This window comes from Nitrospirota bacterium (assembly GCA_016235245.1).
GTDB lineage: Bacteria > Nitrospirota > Thermodesulfovibrionia > Thermodesulfovibrionales > UBA6898 > UBA6898.
On record JACRLO010000028.1, the window covers coordinates 1 to 17832 of the forward strand.

Consider the following 17832-nt stretch of genomic DNA (forward strand, 5'->3'; position numbering starts at 1 on the left):
CCCGGTCGGCGAAGAAGATGGCAGCCATCTGAGGGATTTTATTGAGGACAAGGGTACCCTCTCTCCGCTGGATGAAGCGATACAGAAGGATATGCGAAAAAACATCGACATGGCGCTCGCACTGCTTTCGCCCAAGGAGCGCGAGATCATCAAAAAACGGTTCGGCATCGGCGACGAGGTGCCGCATACGCTTGAGGATGTGGGCATGGAATACGAGGTGACCCGTGAGCGGATCAGGCAGATCGAGGTGAAGGCAATACGCAAACTGCGTCATCCTTCAAGGAGCAGGTGGCTCAGGACCTTTATCGAGACGTCATAGGGAGCGCAATCGGCGCTCTCTTGCTCTGTCACCTTGACTAAAAAAAACAGGGGATTTATAGTATCAATTCGCTGCATTAAGCAGCAGCTATGAAACACGGCAGTCACTCATTACCGTTTACGCATCTGCGTTACGGCTTTTTGGGGGCCCATAGCTCAGTTGGTTAGAGCTACCGGCTCATAACCGGTTGGTCCCAGGTTCGAGTCCTGGTGGGCCCACCATACCTCAGGAGGATTGGTGCAGGATCGCATAACGCTACTCGTACAACTGCAGCAGATGGATACCCGCATGCTTGAAAAGCGGAGGTATATCGACAAGGTTCCCCTGCGTATCAGCGAAGTTGATGAACCGTTCAGGAAGGCCAAGGCCGAATGGGAGAAGATGAAGCTGAAGGCCGAGGCTGTAGCAAAGAAGAAGAAGGACAGAGACAAGACCCTCGAGGAAGCCCAGCAGAAGATCGTGAAGATGAGGGGCAGAACATCAGAAATCAAGAACAATAAGGAATATCAGGCCCACCTTAAAGAGATAGAATCATCCGAGAAGGAGATTGCCACGGTTGAGGAACAGATCCTGCAGATCATGACAGAGGTTGATGCCACGCAGAAGGAATATCAGGAATTCGGCGAAAACGTAAAGCGGGAAGAGGAGAATATCCTGGGTTTTAAAAAGGAACTCGAAGCTGACGTAGCGCGCCTGGAACAGGAACTCGGTCAATTGAAGCAGGAGCGGGTAGGTTTGGTTGCGCAGGTCGATGCTGATACCTATAACATGTATCTTAAACTGCTGAGAGACGGCAAGGGTGTTGCCGTTGCGAGGGCTGAAGACAATATATGTCTTGGCTGCGATATGAACATTCCGCCGCAGCTTACGCTGGAGATACGCAAGGGCTCAGAACTGGTACATTGTCCGCAGTGCTATCGGATTCTTTATTGCGAAGATGATTAGTCCGCCTGCTGCCTAAGGCACCTGATGCTGATGTAACGCATCCTCTGCTGACAGTCAGTAAAATACTTCCAAATCTTAAAGAAAATATTATATAATAATTAAAATTTGTTATAGGCTGTCGAAGCAGTACACGCAGCCGCTGTAAAGGCGCATGTCTTTGCAGAGGAAAGTCCGAGCTCCACAGGGCAAGGCGCTTCGTAATGCGGAGTCTTCCGGAAATCCGGGGGAAGGAAAGTGCCACAGAAAGGGAAACCACCCCGTAACAGGGGAAAGGGTGAAAAGGTGCCCGCCTCGGCGGGTCCGCCGCAGGGCGGAAGGTAAGAGCTCACCAGTGTTCCGGGTGACCGGGCAGCTTGGTAAACCCCGCCTGGAGCAAGGCCAAATAGGTTCTGTTTTGAGAGGTGCCCCCTCGAATCCCTTTAGAGGGAGACAGAACGGGTTAGGCCGCATGACCCTGACCGCAATGTCAGGGCTCAGATGAATGGCTGCAGTCCCGCTTAAAGCTCCTACTGTTGGCGGCTTCGCCCAGTGGTGGTTTTTCGGGAACACAGAACTCGGCTTATGGACTGCTTCGGCAGATATTTTTCGAAAAAGGCAAAGGAGCGCTATGGACGACCACAAACTCAAGGTTTTCTGCACAGTGGCTGAGACCAAAAGTTTTTCGAAGACATCTGAGATCATTCACCTTACTCAGCCGGCTGTCAGCCTCCAGATCCAGGCGCTTGAAGAGGTCTATGAAACCAAGCTGTTTGACCGCTCAAGCAGCACCGTGACCCTTACGCCTGCCGGTGAAGTACTCTATAAATACGCCAAGGATATCCTGAGCCTCTATGCCAATGCGCAGAAGATGATCGGCGAACTGACCGGTCTTGTCAAGGGAAGCATCAGTATCGGAGCCAGCTCAACGATCGGCAATTATGTCCTTCCCGGCGTGATAACCGACTTCAAGAAGACCCATCCGAAGATCAAGATCCATCTGCTTGTGGGCAACACGAAGCGTGTTGTTGAAATGCTCAATTCCGGAAACATTGACCTCGGTTTTGTTGAGGGGGAAGTGACGCGCCAGAAGATGGTCGTAGAGAAGATCCTTGCAGACGAACTCATGCTTATTGTGCCTGCATATCATCCCTGGGCGAAGAAAAAGGAGATATCCATCAGTGAACTGACCAAGGAGCCTGTCATATTCAGGGAAGGCGGTTCAGGCACCCGCCAGATGATCGAGAAGTTTCTCGCCATGCACGGACTGGCGCCGCAGGCCATGAAAATATCCATGGTATTGGGCAGCACCGAAGCGATCAAAGAGGCTGTCGAAAACGGTCTCGGCGTCTCGATTATTTCCCGATGGGCAGCCCGCAAGGAAAACAAATATGGTACGTTGAATTTCCTGAAGATCAAAGAGCAGAAGATGATGAGGGAGTTCTCTCTGATCGCGAACAAGAGCGCCGTTTTGACCCATGCGGCGGATGAGTTCCTTACGTATCTGAAATCGTACCCGTTTGCAAAACTCCTCGCATAATTCCGGGGCGGACTCTGCAGTCGCTTATAAAGCACTGGCAGTGTTGCAGGCTCGCCTGCTTCCGATTAATACATAACCTTTGCTGTTGCCACTCTCTTTGTCGCATAGATCCTGAAGTCAATATCTCTGAATATGCCGGTCTTTTTTTCGAGGGAGTCGACTGCTGCGTTCCGTATCGTTCCCCTGTCGATGTCCCGGCAGAGTGCAAAAAAATTGTTGATATGCTCCCTGAATTTGGCTTCTCCGAACTGGGCTGCTGAGCCCATTTTCATCATAAACGGCCAGTCGCTCGCCTGGGCAAGCAACAGTTCTCTGAGTGCCTGATTGAGCGCCCGCTGCAGCAACCCCTCTGCTTTATGGTGCTGCCGTGAAAGCGCCGACATCCTTTCCGAGGCTTTTTTCAGATGGCGGTACACCCAACTGTTTGACGGGTCGAGCCAGACAGTGCTATACCCGTTTTTCCCCCAGCTTGAGGCCGAAGGCGTGACCGTCTCCAGCACCCTGTTTTCAGCGCAGAATTCAGACGGTGTTATGAATCGGAAGGGCCTCTTTTGCAAAGAGAGATTCCTCAGGACAAAGCGCAGCTATTCAGGGCCTGCATGCCACCAGTGCCCGAGTTTTTCCCTGAGAAAAAGGACCTGCTTTTCGCGCTCCTGCATGAAGTGTTCGGCATGGAGGGCTGCCTTTCTTAATCCCTGCTCCCTGTCATAGAGCTCTTTGTTCTCTGTTTAACCGGTGATACGAAAATATTTCATGCCGGTGAAGGTCCTGGTGCCTCCCGGGAGATAGGGCTTCAGGTATTCATGGTCCAGATCAAAGCCGATATCGCGATAAAAGTCGCGGTAATCAACATCTCCCGGGTATCCGTCCCGGGAACTCCAGACCTGCTTTGCCGATTCCGTATCGCGTCCAAAGGCGATTGGTCCTGCAGGGGTCCTGACAGGGCGGTAGATGCTTTTCTTCGGCTTTGGTGAGGCGTTAAGCAGTCCGTGGCTTTCGAGAAAGAAATAGTTGAGGCCTGCTTCCGTAAGCAGGTTATCCAGTCCCGGTGCATATCCGCATTCAGGCAACCATATGCCGGAAGGTACTGCCGCAAAATGCCGTTTGAATGTGCTGACGCCGAGTGCCAGCTGAGCCCGAACGCTGGCAGGCTCTGACATATGCAGAGGCAGATAGGCATGGGTGGCAGCGCTGGTGATAAGTTCAACCTTTCCCGATTCATAGATTGAGCGGAACGCGGCGATGAGGTCTTTTCGATAGGTATCTTCAAAGAGGCTTTTTGTCCTGAGGAATCTGTCAAAGTACATCTGAGCAAGACGTGCAAGGGCCGGCTCGCTCCGTGTCCGCGACAGCTCCCGTTCAGCAAGCTCAATGCGGCTGTCCAGATACTGCTGAAAACGCGTCATGAGCAGCGTGTCGCTCAGCATCTCAAGCAGTGACGGCGTAAGTGAGAGCGTTATTCTGAAGTCGGTCCTATCATTGAGGAGGTCGTCAAAGACCGCAAGCAGGGGGATATAGGATTCGATGATCGCTTCGTGGAGCCAGAGCTCTTCAAGATGCTGCTCATGTTCAGGATACCGGATGTAGGGGAGATGCGCATGCAGCAGCAGCAGGAGATATCCCTCTGTCTTTGCCCGGTTAACTATGGTCACAGTTAGGAATAATACAAGATACCCGCTGTTCAGGCAAGCTTGCTATTGCGGATGCAACATGCAATTATAGAATACCTTACGAATGGAGAGCTGCCATGTATATATTTCTGAATGACAGGGTCGTGCCTGAGCATGAGGCCACGGTCTCTGTTTTTGACCACGGATTTCTTTACGGAGACGGCATTTACGAGACCATGCGTGGCTATGACGGCATTGTCTTTATGCTGGATCGACATATCGAGAGGCTTAACCGCTCGGCATCCCTGATACAACTGACTGTCCCTTCCCCTGATGTTATTCGAGAAGCAGTGTATGAGACAATCCGGGCCAACGCGCTCAGAAGTGTTTATGTCAGAATCACCGTATCGCGCGGTAAAGGCCCGATAGGGCTTGATCCTGCGCTCTGTCCAAAGCCCACCTTTGTAGTGATCGCCGAGGATTTCAGGGAATATCCGGAGAAGTATTACGACGAGGGAGTAAAATTCATCGTCGCGAAGACCCGCAGAAACCTCATTGAAGCGCTTAATCCAAAAATAAAGTCTCTGAACTTTCTGAATAATATCCTTGCCAAGATCGAGGCAAAAGAGCAGGGGGCCTATGAAGCGCTCATGCTTAACGCCGATGGGTTGATATCGGAAGGCACGGTCTGCAATATCTTTTTTGTCAGGGACAATGTCCTCTGCACGCCTTCTGTTGAGATGGGTGTGCTTGACGGCATCACGCGGGAGCTCGTCATAGACCTGGCGAAGGAGACGGGCATGCAGGTCAGGGAAGGGAGTTTTCGTCCGGAGGACCTCTTCAGCGCATCAGAGGTTTTTTTTACCAATACCACCAGCGAGGTCATGCCGGTCTGCCAGGTCAATGACGTGGCATATGCTCCGGGAAAGGTGGCAAAGAGACTGCGTCAATTGTATCGGGGGAGAGTCGAAAAGGCAGTAAGGGCTGAGTGAGGGTGACGCGCGGCTCACTCAGGCGTTGTTACAAACAGATAGACGGAAGCAGAACCGAAAAGAACCGGCACCAGCCATGAAGCGATGAAAGGCGGAAGAATGCCTGCGTACCCTATGGACAGGGTAAAAGTATAACCGAACCAGTAGAGAAGGCTCACGCCAAGTCCGAGGCCTGCGGTAAAGAGTCCTCCACCCATTCGGGCCCGGCCTGCCAGAGAGATGCCAAGGAGCATCATGACGGCATTGATCAGGGGAAAAGAGACCTTTGAATTGAGGTCGACAATAAGTTTCATATTGCTGAAGCCGGCATTTTTGAGCCTCTGAATGTAGCGGTAGAGTTCTGCGATGCCCATCTCATCGGATGCTTTCATCTCCTTTGAAAAGATATCCGGAGAATCAAGGTCAGGGTAATTCATACGGCTGATTTTTGTCGTCTTTCCCGTTTTGCTGTCGTACTGTGATGCCTCCTCAAAGAGCCACTGCTGCTGTTCGGTCTGCCAGATTGCACGCTTTGCCGTAATCACGCTTTCCAAAAAGTCCTTGCCATTGATAAAGATGCTCACGTTTTGAGCGATCTTTTCTTCCGGGATGTAAAGCTCTATTTTTACGGGATTGCCCTTACGGTCCTTGATCCAGGTGGTGCCGTCAGAAAGAGCCGATTTTTTTTCTTTCCCCTCCAGTTTTATCTTTAATACGGCTGAACGCTGCGCGAAGTCAGGGACCGCAAACTCGCCGATGGCAAAGGCGGCGATGCTCAGCACTGCACCGGTCATGACAAAGGGGTAGAACAGATCGCGCATTCTTCCGCCTGCAGCCCGTATTGCGGTTATCTCTTTTCTGCGCGCTGCCTGACTGAACGTGAAGAGGCTGCAGATAAGCACGGACATTGGAAGCAGATACAGGAAGAACCGGGGTATGCCATAGACTGCATAGAAGATGAGAGATCCGACAGACGGCTTGTTCGGCAGGAAGTCATCGATCTTGCCGATCAGGTCAATAAGGCTGAAGAGGAGCGAGAGGCCGAGTGAAATCAGAAGAAGCAGTCTGAGGAAATCGGCAAGGTACAGCCGCTGTATGATCTTCATCGCAGACTTTCTTTCCGGAACATGACAGCGGAGAAGACCCCCATCAGGATCGTGGCAAGCCATGCGCCTGCGTAGTGAGGCATTTTGCCGGCATTGACCAGGTTTTCGCCGTAGATGAGCAGGGTGTAATAGAGGGTAAAGACAAAAAGTCCAAGGGCAAGGCCGCCCAGTTTTCCGGATCTGCCTGAGGCAAGGGCAAGGGGAGGGCCGAGGAATGCGAGGACCAGGCATACGGCAGGCAGCGAGAACCTGCGGTGCAGTTCAAGATAGAAAGCCAGTCTTTTTTTGTCCGTGTCTGCAATTTTTGACTGCGCCAGAAGCTGAGCAGGGGTGAACTCCATTTTTTTCGGCGCAGGCGATTCTCCCTCGAGGCTCAGGACCATATTGTATTTTTCGAAAAAGAGCTCAGTGGTCATTGTCCCGCGCATGAGGTTGATATACCCATCGGTAAGGTAGAGCCCGATATCCCCATTGTCCTGGGCAAAAAACTTGCCGTGCTTAGCCATCAGCACCTTGGGCTCGTCTTTTTTCCGATTGTCATAAATGAAAATATCTTCGATCATGTCCGCTGATTTTTTGCCTTTCACGACGATGACGATATCTTTGAAGGACGAATTGAAGGTCCCCTCTTCTAGCGCCAGGGTTGCGCGTGCGGCGATGATCTCGGACAGGGTTTCCCTGAGCTTTATACTGCTTCGGGGCCCGATATAAAAGCTTACCGCAAGAGTCGCAAAGAAGCAGAGTATTCCCAGATACACGACAGGGCGCGAAATGTCCCCAAAATCCATGCCTGAGGCCCTGAGTACCACGATCTCGCTGTCGAGACTCATCCTCCCGTAGACCAGCAGGACTGAAAGCAGGAGTGACATCGGGATCGTGAGCATCAAAACCTGGGGCTGGATGTAGAGGATGATCCTTCCCATGTCCAGGATTGAGGCCCCGACGCCTGAAAGGATGCGGCTCAGGCGGATCAGCTTTTCCATCATCAGGATCGAGTTCAGAAAAGCGAGGGAGAGGCTGAAGGCAAGAAACAGGTCCCGGAGAGTCGATGTATGGATGAGCTTCATTCGTGTCTTTCCATGATTTTTCTGAAGCAGGGGGCAGCATGAATATTGTGATAGGTCTTTGATGTCCTGATATAGTTCCAGTTGTTATATCCCTTTTCGATCGCCTCGCGAAGCCATTGGCATGCCTCCTCGGCATTGTTGCGGGCGGCAAAGACTTCCGCCATGCTGTTGAGGGCGTAGATGTTGTCAGGGTTCAGTCTGAGCGAGGTGCGTATGTCTGCTTCGGCAGCATCGATCTCCCCCATCAGCAGGAATGCAAAGCCCCGGTTGTTGTAGGGCATACCGTTATCAGGTTTGAGTGCGATTGCCTTGTTGTAGTCGGCAATGGCAAGATCATACTGCTCGGTCTGCATATGAACATTGCCCCTGTTGTTGTAGGCGAGGAAGAAATCCGGGTTCAGCTCAATGGCCCTGTTATAGTCGGCAATGGCGTGATCGAACGCTCTTTTTCTGAAGTAGACATTGCCCCGCTCTTTAAAGGCCCTGAAATTATTTGGGTTCTGTTCGATTTCCCGGGTGTACCGGGCAATATCAAAATCATATTTCCAGGTTTTTGACATGAGCTCCGGTTTGCCGCCGGTCTTCTGAAGCTGACCAGGCGACGCTTGCTTCCTTGTTTTCAAAAACAGCATGAAACGTCATATCAGATCCTCCCAAAGGGCCTATTATACCAAATCGCTTCCGAAATGCGTGAGGACCAACCGTTGACCCCTGATTCAAACAGAGGAGAGGAATAACGGGAAAAAATTGCCCTTGAGGAAAAAACTTCCTGCTGATTCGGCAGCCATGGACCTGTATCATAAAATCCGACTTCCCGTTTAACGCTCATATCCTGATAAAACCAGTCGGGTGGTGATATTTTCATGTGCTGGTACGTCAATTGCAATGATAGTATGCAGCATGTAAATAATTGCAATTCTGTATCCGGGAGGACGTATATGAATATTGTATTGGGTATCGTGTTCGCTGCCACCCTGGCATCGTTTGTCTTGACCGTTTTCAGAGATGTGGGTCTGCATATGATTTTTAACCCTGATGCACTTTTCATCGTAATCGGAGGGTCCATTATCGCCGTCTTTATCGGCTTCCCTTTTAAAAGGATACGGGATACCGTCTATGACGTAATCAGTGCGTTCAGGACTGACCGGGACAGGGATGCCGTAGTGAGGGACATCCTTGAGGCGGCAAAGATATACCGGAAGGCCGATATACGCGGGCTCGAAAACAGAATGAAAACCATGCCTGACGATTTCCTGAGGCTTGGCGTCAATCTGCTGATCAACCACCGCAGCAGCCGGGAGATAAGGGCGATTATGGAGCGGGAAATGACCATCCGCGTCATGCATTACAACTTCAGCCAGAACATGCTGAAAACGATTGCGAGGCTGACGCCCTCCTTCGGGCTCGCCGGCACGGTAATCAGTCTTATAAAGATGTTTAAAAATTTTCAGTCCGTCGATATGATGGCCCCGCTCATGGCCGTTGCGCTCATGTCGACCTTTTACGGCGTTGTTATTTCCAATCTCTTTATGCTGCCGCTCTGTGCAAAGATCAAGGATAAGGCGATTGTATCGGAGACTCTTATGAACATTATCATGGAAGGCATAGAAGCGATCAATAACGGAGAGCACCCGTATAAGATCGAGGAAAAAATAAAAGGACACCAGAGTATCGAGGAACTTTCTTATGCCGGCGCCGGAAATCCCCTTGCCGCTACCAAGGGTATCGGCTGATTTCCGGAATTCATGAGACTGCAACATTCAATGAAATGGAAAGAGAGGTCAACCGATGGACAATCTGCCTGATACGATGCCGGCAAATGCCTCATACCGGAGGCTTATCGAAAAATCAAAGTCATCGGTAGACAGCGACAGCAACTGGCTCATTACCCTCAGTGATTTGCTGTCTCTTCTGCTGGTCTTTTTTATGATGTTTTTTGTTATGACAAAAAACACAAAACGGCCGGGACCAGTTGATCCGGGGAAAGCCCAAAGCCTCAACAATACGGCTGCTATGCTGCCTCAGCCAACCGACGCGGTAAGGGAAAGGATAAAAGATGAAGTGACCACCAAAATCAACAATCTTTCCCTGAGCAATGATGTTTCGGTGCAGGCGGTCGATAAAGAGATCATAATCACCATGAAGGAAAAAGTAAGTTTCAGTCCCGGCGAGGCGGTGATACTGAAACGCTCGGAAACCATCCTCGATAATATCGCATCCATTATAGAGCAATATCCTGCGTTCCTGGTCGAAATAGAAGGACATACCGACAATGTGCCGATCAAAACGCCGCTGTATCCTTCAAACTGGGAACTCTCTGTCGGAAGGTCAACAAGTGTTTTGAAATATTTTATCAACAGGCACGGGATTGACCCCTCCAGGTTGTCGATTAAGGGAAATGCAGACCAGCATGCCATCGTTCCCAATGACACCCCCGAAAACAGGGCGCAAAACAGAAGGGTTGAGATCAGACTCAAAGAAAAGGAAGCATAGGAGATTAACGCGGCAGCGGCTTTCTCCCGCTTTTCGGACAAGAGGCTGATCTCATCAGGCCCTTCAGCGGCGGTCTGCATATCTTCTGTCCTTTCCTGAACAGGTCTTTGACCTGGTGACCGGGGATTGGTTTGCTGAAATAAAATCCCTGGACTTCATTGCATCCCCGCTCCTTTAAAAATGCAAGCTGCTCGGCAGTCTCGACCCCTTCTGCAATGACTTTCAGGTTCAGACTATGCGCAAGTGCGATGATTGCAGAGACAACAGAGCTGTTATCTGGCCCGCTGGAAATATCCCTGACAAAGGATTGGTCTATCTTCAGCACATCGATCGGGAAGCGCTTCAGGTAATTGAGCGAGGAATAGCCTGTACCAAAATCGTCGATCGAGAGCCTGAGGCCGAGGTCCTTGAGTCTTCTTAGCGTCCGGATGTTGTCGTCGACATCCTGCATGATGACGCTCTCTGTTATCTCAAGTTCCAGATGCCGGGGGTCAAATCCTGTCTCACTGATGATGCTGGAGATGGTCTCGACAATGGTCTGCTTGTGGAACTGGCGGGCCGATAGGTTTATTGACAGGTTCAGCGTCGGGACTCCGTCGTCCTGCCAAGCCTTCGCCTGCCTGCAGGCTTCCCGTATTACCCATTCTCCGATCGGAATGATCAGCCCGGTGTCCTCGGCAATAGGGATGAACCTTGAAGGAGGCATGTCGCCGAGTTCCGGATTGACCCAGCGCAGCAGGGCTTCCATGCCTACCGTAGTTTCTGTTTCTGTTTCGATCTGGGGCTGGAAATAGAGCTGGAATTCACCGAGTTCCAGTGCGTGGCGCAGCTTGGATTCGATGAAGAGCTTCTCGATGATCCTGCGGTTCATCTCGCTGGTAAAGAACTGGAAGTTATTCTTGCCCATGCTTTTTGCATAATACATGGCAGTGTCGGCATTCTTCAGCAGGGGCTCCATCTCGTCAGAATCAGCCGGATAGATCGTAATGCCTATGCTTGTTGTGATGTAGATCTTGTGGCCCTCTATTTCAAAGGGCTCAGAAACAGCCTGCATAAAGTGCTGTGCCACCTGTGCAGCTTTTTCAATATCGGTAATATCGGACAGGATTACGGCGAACTCATCGCCGCCGAGGCGGGATATGGTGTCAGCTTCCCTGATGCTGTATCGCAGTCGTCGCGAGACATCGACCAGCAGCTGGTCGCCTAACCTGTGGCCAAGCGTGTCGTTGACCTCCTTGAACCGGTCGAGATCAAGGAGCATCACGGCAAGCATCTTCTTGTTGCGCCGCGCCAGCGCTACTGCCTGCGTAAGACGGTCGCTAAAGAGTATGCGGTTGGGGAGGTTGGTGAGGCTGTCGTGATGGGCCAGGTGTTCTAAACGCTCCTCGGTTTTTTTTATGGCAGAGATGTCTGCGGCAATGGCAACATAATGGCTCACCGCATTTGTATCGTCCCTGACCGGGCCGATCGAAAGCCAGACAGGGTATATCTCGCCATTTTTTCTTTTGTCCCATACTTCTCCCTGCCAGCTGCCTCTGCGGAGGATCGATTTCCATATATGCATATGGGCACGTCGTGAATTGCGATAGGACCGCAGGACCGTCGGCCGCCTGCCAATGACCTCTTCTTTTTCAAAACCGGTGATCCTGGTGAAGGCGTCGTTGACTTCGATGATTTTTGCCTGATGGTCGGTTATGAGCACTGCCTCGTTCGTATTTTCAAAAAACTTGCCTAAAAGACGAAGCCTGTTTTCAACAGCCTGCCGCTCAAGAAGCTCCTGTTCGAGCATCCTGTTGGATTCGCTCAGCTGCCGGGTGCGTTCCAATACCTTCTGCTCAAGCTCATTGTGGGCATTACGAAGCGCTTCCTCTGACTGCTTGCGTAGCGTGATGTCCTCGGATATCGTTATGATGCAGGTAGGGTTTCCATCAGGGTCTCTTACCGGGATGGATTTCAGCTGCACGGGGAAGGTGGTCCTGTCTTTGCGAATCTCGATGACCTCACGCGTCCATTCCTTCCATGCTGATACATCGTTAGGGTTCCGCCTTTTCCTGCGCTTGTCAGGGCTGAAGACGCCTACATTCATACCGACAAGCTCTTCAACTGTGTACCCGTGTATCATGGCTTCTGCCGGATTTGTATAGAGAATTTTGCCGTCAATGTCGGCGATGGTGATACCGGTAGAGATCGTCTCGATGGATGTCTTCAGGAGTCTCAGTTCATCCTTGGTTTCAGAGAAGAGGCTGTGCTGTATTTCGAGTGTATTGGGCCGTCGGATGAGTGTTTTACGCTTCCCAGTCTGAGACGCCGGAGTTTTCCAGTTCTGTTTTGGTCTGTCCTTCATCTTCGTGCCTGATAGATAAGATTTTACAGATTCCTGAAGCTCTGATTTTAGGTTATCACACTTACTTCTTATTGTCAGTTAATAAGACATGGCCGGAATCGCAGCTTTCAACAATATATTCTTCAATCATCCTTAAAATGTGGCTGCAGGGGAAACGCTGAAATATGATAGTTAGAAGCAAATGAAAATTCGCTGACGCAGCTTTGGGTCTTCCACTTTCTTGCACACAAGATATAGCGCATCTATGTATTGCCAATACAAAATATAGAAATGATAAAAAAAGTTTAATTTCTCCTTGACAAAGATTTCAACCTCCTATAAATTTAGTGGTAAATAGTGGTAGAAAGTGGAGGAGTAATGCCAGGTTTCTCTGGAAAATACTATTACAGTGTGGACCCCAAGGGTCGGATCATGGTTCCTTCTCCTTTCCGTGAAATCATTTCCACTAATTATAATCCCAAACTCTATGTTGTCAATGCACTTATTGACAAGTGCCTCCTCATCTATCCGCAGGAAGAATGGCTGAAGCTTGAAGAAAAGGTCAGACAGCTGCCGAGCATGGACGAGTCAGTGCAGTATTTCAAGAGAAAGGTCATAGCCTCTGCCCAGGAAGTTGGCAAAACTTACGTCATACGGTATTTAGATGACGATCATGCATCTCCCGGTCATGTCAGGGGAGGTGATCGAAACACTCGCTCCTCACCGGGGCGGGATATATGTAGATGCAACAGTAGGACTCGGGGGACATTCTGAAATGATTCTTTCACTGGTCGGTCAGGATGTAAGAGTTGTCGGGCTGGACAGGGATGAGCAGGCACTGAAGAGGGCTGCTCAGCGTCTGACCGACAGCAGGGTTTTGCTGAAGAAGGGCACCTTCTCTCATATGGAAGAGGTGCTTAACGCGGAAGGGATACTCGAGGCTGACGGTATCCTCCTCGATCTGGGTGTTTCGATGATGCAGCTCAAGGACCCGGTGCGGGGATTCAGTTTTCTCTCAAACGAAAGGCTTGACATGCGAATGGACAACGCACAACTTCTGAGCGCCTGGGACATGGTAAATACCTATGACGAGCAGGAACTGGTCCGCATTCTCAGGGAATACGGCGAGGAATACAGGGCCGCCAGGGTGGTAAGAGCAATCGTGAGCGCACGGAAAAGCAAAACGATCGATACCTGTGCGGAACTGGCTGATGTCGTGTTCCGCGCTCTGGGCAGAAGCGGCCGCACCCATCCTGCAACGCGGACGTTCCAGGCGCTGAGGATAGCGTTAAACAGGGAGCTTGATGAGCTGAGACTCGGGCTTGAAGCCTCCATCAGAATGCTGAAGAGGGGTGGAAGGCTCTGTGTTATTTCGTATCACTCCCTGGAGGACAGGATTGTGAAGAACTTCATACGTGAAAACGCAAAATCAGCAACGGTGAAGCAGCTTACCAAGAAGCCTCTTGTTCCCTCGAAAGAGGAGATGAGGCAGAACCCGTCATCGCGGAGCGCAAAGCTCAGAGGAGCCGAAAAGCTATGAGAAGGTCGAAAAAAGGCGGAATGTTTTCATGGGCGTACAGGCCATTATGTTTTGCTGTTGTGCTGATTGCTCTTTTCGGCCTCGTGTGGCTGCGTTCGAGTGTTACGACCGCGGCCTACAGCATACGTGACCTTGAAGATAAACGTACCACAGCGCTCAAGGAACTGAAGACGCTCATGGCCGAGCGGTCAAAGCTTATGGCGATCTCGAGCATTGACCTTCCGAATCAGGTCCAGACCCAGGGTGAGAAGAAATTGGTAAGCGGCAATTATGTTTTCCCTGATCGGGTGAAAGTTATCCATGTGACACGGACTAAGGGGCCTGAGGCATACAAGGCGTCGTATCAGGAGGAGAAGAAGAATTGAAGCAGCCCTGGCTGAATAACGGCGAAGCCGGTAGAAAAAGGACCGTGATCCTCAATACGGTCATCATCTTCAGCTTTGTCGTCGTATTTTTCAGGCTTGCCGATATTATGATACTGAAGAACAAGTTTTACACGGAAAAGGCAAAGTCCCAGCAGGTCAAGACAGAGGATATCCAGGCGCGTCGCGGCAATATCTATGACCGCAGGGGCCGCGAGATAGCCATAAACCTCGAGATGGAGTCGCTCTATTGCGACCCGTCAGAGGCAGGCACCAATCCTGAGAATGTCAAACAGCTTTCCTCAGTCCTGAGCGTTGAGCCGAAGGCAATACAGGCAAAGCTTGCCCAGGAAAAGAGGTTTGTCTGGGTAGACCGGAAACTGAGTCTTGAGACTGCTGAGCGGGTCAGAAAGCTCAAGATGAAGGGATTCGGCTTTATGGCTGAAGCCAAGAGGTTCTATCCGCGGGGCATTCTTGCTTCGCATATTGTCGGGGCTGTGGGAAAAGAGAACCAGCCTCTTGAGGGCATTGAACTCAAATACGACAAATACCTGAGGACATCCAGCGGCAAGGTTCAGGTTGCCAGAGATGCGAGCGGCAGGGTCCTATCCACCGGTATGGTCATGGAGAGCAAGGGCAATGACATCATCCTGACGATCGACGAGGGGCTCCAGTATATTGCGGAAAAGGAGCTCGACAAGGCGATGCTGAAATGGCGGTCCGTTGCGGCGACCGCGATCATGATGGACCCTTTCACGGGCGAAATTCTTGCCCTGGCGGCCAGACCCGCCTTTGATCTGAACGAGATCATGAAGGCCGGCAAGAATGACGTGCGCAACAGGGCCATTACTGATATCTATGAACCTGGTTCCACGTTTAAAGTTGTGGCCGGAAGCGCGGCGATCGAGGAAAAGCTTTTCCCTGCAGGTCAGACCTTTGACTGCAGCAGGGGAAGCATCGAGGTCGGCGGCAAGAATATTAAGGACGCGCACAAGCACGGTCTGCTCACCTTTGAAGAGGTTATACAGAAATCTTCGAATGTGGGGACCATAATGATCGCAATGAAACTCGGCAGGGAGAGGCTTTATGATTATACGAAACGCTTCGGTTTTGGCGACAGAACGAACATTGACCTGCCCGGAGAGGTGTCAGGCTGGATACGCAAGCCTGAGAAATGGTCAGCCACATCGCTTGGCGCTATCCCGATCGGGCAGGAGGTTGCCGTAACGCCGCTTCAGGTGCTGAGGGCGTATTCCGCTATAGCCAACGGCGGGTATCTCGTGCAGCCTCATCTGGTGTCTGAGATCCGGACGCCCGAAGGCCAGCCGGTATTCTCCTTCAGTCCGGATCAGAAGAAGAGGATCATATCCGAGAAGACCGCTGCGAGAATGCGGGATATCCTGAAGACTGTTGTTGAGGAGGGCGGTACCGCAACGGGCGCGGCAATTGACGGCAACAAGGTGGCAGGCAAGACAGGTACTGCCCAGCTTGTGGACCAGAGGACAAAGCGTTATTCAAAAGACCGCTTTATCAGCTCATTTGTGGGGTTTGTGCCTGCCGACAACCCGAAGATCGCCATGATCGTTGTGGTGCACGAGCCGAAAGGTGCGATATACGGCGGTGTTGTCGCCGCACCGGTCTTCAAGACGGTTGCTGACCAGGCGCTTTCCTATATGAACGTGCCTCGCGATGACAGCTCAGGCAAGAACGTTCTGCTGGTGTCACGATGAGCATGAAGCAGATAGCCGGGGATCGGAAGAAATGAAGATAACAGAACTGATAGAGCAAGAGGAGATTGTCAGCATCACGGGCAGCAGTGAACGGCTGGTGACCGGCATTTCCTATGATTCCCGGAAAGTTGAGCCAGGCCATCTGTTTGTTGCGATGCAGGGAGAGAAGGCTGATGGTCATAATTTTATCGAAAGTGCGGTACAGAAGGGTGCAATAGCGATCGTCCATGACAAGGAGATTGCGGACAGCACGAGGCTTTCGGGTCTGGCATCGCTCATAAGGGTGAAAGACAGCAGAAGGTCTCTTGCCTTTGCCGCAAACGCCTATTACGACATGCCCTCCTGTGGACTGACCGTCATCGGCATCACCGGAACGAACGGAAAGACGACTACAACCTATATTTTGAAGTCGATCCTCGAGGCATGGGGGAAGAAGGTAGGGCTCATCGGCACGATCCAATACATGATCGGTGATGCCATATATCAGGCAACCCATACGACGCCTGAGTCGCTCGAATTTCAGGCACTGCTTTCTGATATGCGCGCTGTGGGCTGCAGCCATGTGGTAACGGAAATCTCCTCTCATGCACTGACACAGAAGAGGGTAGACCATACCATCTTCAAGGCAGGGATATTTACGAATCTTACCCGGGACCATCTTGATTTCCACGGCACCATGGAAGAATATTTTCTCTCGAAGATACGGTTCTTTACTGACCTGCTCGAAAAAAATGCAATGTCTGTTATTAACCATGATGACTCCTGGGGAAGAAGACTTGCCGGGAGTATTCAGACCGGCACCTATACCTATGGTCTTGAGGCCGGCGCAGACCTGATGGCATCAGAGATGAATAATTCTTTTGACGGACTGAGGTTCAGATTGACCTTTCGGGGCAGGGCCTATGACATTGCCTCCCCCCTGGTGGGTCTGCCGAATGTGTATAACATCCTTTCAGCAGCCGGGGCAGCAGCAGCAGTCGGTGTGCCCTGGGAGGTGATCCTCGAAGGGATAAGAAAATCGCCTGCGATCCGTGGACGATTCGAGAAGGTCGATGCGGGTCAGAAGTTCCTGGCCATAGTCGATTACGCGCACACCGAGGACGCGCTTGAGCGGCTTATCTATACAGCGCGAAGCCTGACCAAAGGAAAGATCATCACGGTATTCGGCTGCGGAGGCGACCGCGACAGGGGCAAGAGGCCGCGGATGGGAGCCATAGCTACACGTCTGAGCGATTTTGTGATCATCACCTCTGACAATCCGCGGTCTGAAAAGCCGGAGGATATCATCAGGGACGTTGAGACAGGTGCTGCACGCAGGAATTATCTGGTCGAGGCTGACCGGAAAGAGGCGATAAAACGGGCGGTTCTGATGGCGGAAGAGAACGATGTTCTGCTGGTAGCCGGCAAAGGCCACGAAACATGCCAGGAGATCGGGGGAACGAGATTTCCATTCAATGACAGGGAGGTAATCGAAGAGTCTATCAGGCACCTGATCAATAACAGATAAAGAATACGACGAGGCGGTATTCGTGGTACGGGGGTGCGGACCACAAACAATTCATGACAATCGTGACTATCGACGAAATAGTGCAGGCAACAGGGGGGAAAGTGCTTTGCGGCAGGCAGGAGGCATTTAGCGGTCTTTCCATTGATTCGCGGAACATAAAAACCGGAGAGCTTTTTATTGCCCTGCGTGGTGAACGTTTCGACGGCCATGATTTTGTCCGTGACGCACTGCAGAGCGGCGGCGGTGCCCTGGTGAGTGTCCCGCCGGCAGAGCCCGGCAGACAGAAGACAATCATTCATGTGAACAATACTCTCAAGGCGCTTCATGACCTTGCACGCTTCCG

At 51.3% G+C, this 17832-nt stretch carries 18 protein-coding genes, 1 tRNA gene and 1 other RNA gene; 14 read left to right on the forward strand and 6 right to left on the reverse strand.

All coding sequences use genetic code 11. The features are described 5' to 3' along the window. The 5 genes from HZB31_12305 to HZB31_12325 all read left to right on the forward strand — a co-directional run. Positions 1–319, forward strand: a 319-nt coding sequence (locus HZB31_12305; GenBank protein MBI5848704.1) for an RNA polymerase sigma factor RpoD, incomplete at its 5' end; no start/stop codon positions are given. Positions 320–463: 144 nt separating this feature from the next. Then, a tRNA-Ile gene (locus HZB31_12310) sits at positions 464–540 on the forward strand. Between the two features lie 16 nt (positions 541–556). Continuing rightward, entirely contained in the window at positions 557–1264 is a 708-nt protein-coding gene (locus HZB31_12315) for a hypothetical protein (GenBank protein MBI5848705.1), read from the forward strand. A 119-nt stretch (positions 1265–1383) separates the two neighbouring features. Next, positions 1384–1842: RNase P RNA component class A (gene rnpB, locus HZB31_12320), an RNA gene on the forward strand. Positions 1843–1871: 29 nt separating this feature from the next. Further along, the gene (locus HZB31_12325; protein ID MBI5848706.1) at positions 1872–2780 is read left to right on the forward strand and encodes a LysR family transcriptional regulator; all 909 of its coding nucleotides are present in this window, start codon (positions 1872–1874) and stop codon (positions 2778–2780) included. Positions 2781–2845: 65 nt separating this feature from the next. Here the strand turns inward: HZB31_12325 and HZB31_12330 are convergent, their stop codons facing one another. Both HZB31_12330 and HZB31_12335 read right to left on the reverse strand, forming a co-directional pair. Beyond that, positions 2846–3337: a DUF1957 domain-containing protein gene (locus tag HZB31_12330; protein MBI5848707.1), complete on the reverse strand. Its 492-nt coding sequence runs from the start codon at positions 3335–3337 to the stop codon at positions 2846–2848. Positions 3338–3508: 171 nt separating this feature from the next. After that, complete coding sequence (locus HZB31_12335) at positions 3509–4432, reverse strand: hypothetical protein (GenBank protein ID MBI5848708.1); 924 nt, start codon at positions 4430–4432, stop codon at positions 3509–3511. Positions 4433–4527: 95 nt separating this feature from the next. Between HZB31_12335 and HZB31_12340 the strand changes: the two genes are divergently transcribed. Beyond that, positions 4528–5382: an aminotransferase class IV gene (locus HZB31_12340; GenBank protein ID MBI5848709.1), complete on the forward strand. Its 855-nt coding sequence runs from the start codon at positions 4528–4530 to the stop codon at positions 5380–5382. Between the two features lie 14 nt (positions 5383–5396). On the opposite strand, the gene HZB31_12345 is transcribed toward HZB31_12340, so the two are convergent. The 3 genes from HZB31_12345 to HZB31_12355 are packed head-to-tail and all read right to left on the reverse strand — an operon-like array spanning position 5397 to position 8166. Continuing rightward, positions 5397–6467 carry an LptF/LptG family permease gene (locus HZB31_12345; protein ID MBI5848710.1) on the reverse strand — a complete coding sequence of 357 codons (1071 nt, stop codon included), beginning with the start codon at positions 6465–6467 and terminating at the stop codon, positions 5397–5399. Continuing rightward, the gene (locus tag HZB31_12350) at positions 6464–7534 is read right to left on the reverse strand and encodes an LptF/LptG family permease (protein ID MBI5848711.1); all 1071 of its coding nucleotides are present in this window, start codon (positions 7532–7534) and stop codon (positions 6464–6466) included. The genes HZB31_12345 and HZB31_12350 overlap by 4 nt, the downstream gene beginning before the upstream one ends. Beyond that, entirely contained in the window at positions 7531–8166 is a 636-nt protein-coding gene (locus HZB31_12355; GenBank protein ID MBI5848712.1) for a tetratricopeptide repeat protein, read from the reverse strand. The genes HZB31_12350 and HZB31_12355 overlap by 4 nt, the downstream gene beginning before the upstream one ends. A 306-nt stretch (positions 8167–8472) precedes the next feature. Here HZB31_12355 and HZB31_12360 point away from each other — a divergent pair, with 306 nt between their 5' ends. Both HZB31_12360 and HZB31_12365 read left to right on the forward strand, forming a co-directional pair. After that, positions 8473–9267 (forward strand): MotA/TolQ/ExbB proton channel family protein, encoded by a 795-nt coding sequence (locus HZB31_12360; GenBank protein MBI5848713.1) that lies wholly within the window; start codon positions 8473–8475, stop codon positions 9265–9267. 55 nt (positions 9268–9322) lie between these two features. Further along, positions 9323–10027 carry an OmpA family protein gene (locus tag HZB31_12365; GenBank protein MBI5848714.1) on the forward strand — a complete coding sequence of 235 codons (705 nt, stop codon included), beginning with the start codon at positions 9323–9325 and terminating at the stop codon, positions 10025–10027. A gap of 4 nt (positions 10028–10031) precedes the next feature. Here HZB31_12365 and HZB31_12370 read toward each other — a convergent pair whose 3' ends face one another. Next, positions 10032–12371 carry an EAL domain-containing protein gene (locus HZB31_12370; protein ID MBI5848715.1) on the reverse strand — a complete coding sequence of 780 codons (2340 nt, stop codon included), beginning with the start codon at positions 12369–12371 and terminating at the stop codon, positions 10032–10034. Positions 12372–12707: 336 nt separating this feature from the next. On the opposite strand from HZB31_12370, the gene HZB31_12375 reads away from it, so the two are divergent. The 6 genes from HZB31_12375 to HZB31_12400 all read left to right on the forward strand — a co-directional run. Continuing rightward, positions 12708–13124 carry a hypothetical protein gene (locus HZB31_12375; GenBank protein MBI5848716.1) on the forward strand — a complete coding sequence of 139 codons (417 nt, stop codon included), beginning with the start codon at positions 12708–12710 and terminating at the stop codon, positions 13122–13124. Beyond that, positions 13015–13890 (forward strand): 16S rRNA (cytosine(1402)-N(4))-methyltransferase RsmH, encoded by an 876-nt coding sequence (rsmH, locus tag HZB31_12380; GenBank protein MBI5848717.1) that lies wholly within the window; start codon positions 13015–13017, stop codon positions 13888–13890. Before HZB31_12375 ends, rsmH begins: the two co-directional genes overlap by 110 nt. Beyond that, a complete protein-coding gene (locus HZB31_12385) occupies positions 13887–14255 on the forward strand; it encodes a hypothetical protein (protein ID MBI5848718.1) in 369 nt (122 codons plus the stop codon). The genes rsmH and HZB31_12385 overlap by 4 nt, the downstream gene beginning before the upstream one ends. Next, positions 14252–15982 (forward strand): penicillin-binding protein 2, encoded by a 1731-nt coding sequence (locus HZB31_12390; GenBank protein MBI5848719.1) that lies wholly within the window; start codon positions 14252–14254, stop codon positions 15980–15982. The genes HZB31_12385 and HZB31_12390 overlap by 4 nt, the downstream gene beginning before the upstream one ends. Before the next feature lie 31 nt (positions 15983–16013). After that, positions 16014–17489 carry a UDP-N-acetylmuramoyl-L-alanyl-D-glutamate--2,6-diaminopimelate ligase gene (locus HZB31_12395; protein MBI5848720.1) on the forward strand — a complete coding sequence of 492 codons (1476 nt, stop codon included), beginning with the start codon at positions 16014–16016 and terminating at the stop codon, positions 17487–17489. Between the two features lie 53 nt (positions 17490–17542). Further along, positions 17543–17832 (forward strand): UDP-N-acetylmuramoyl-tripeptide--D-alanyl-D-alanine ligase (locus HZB31_12400; GenBank protein ID MBI5848721.1); only part of this gene is annotated, 290 nt, incomplete at its 3' end.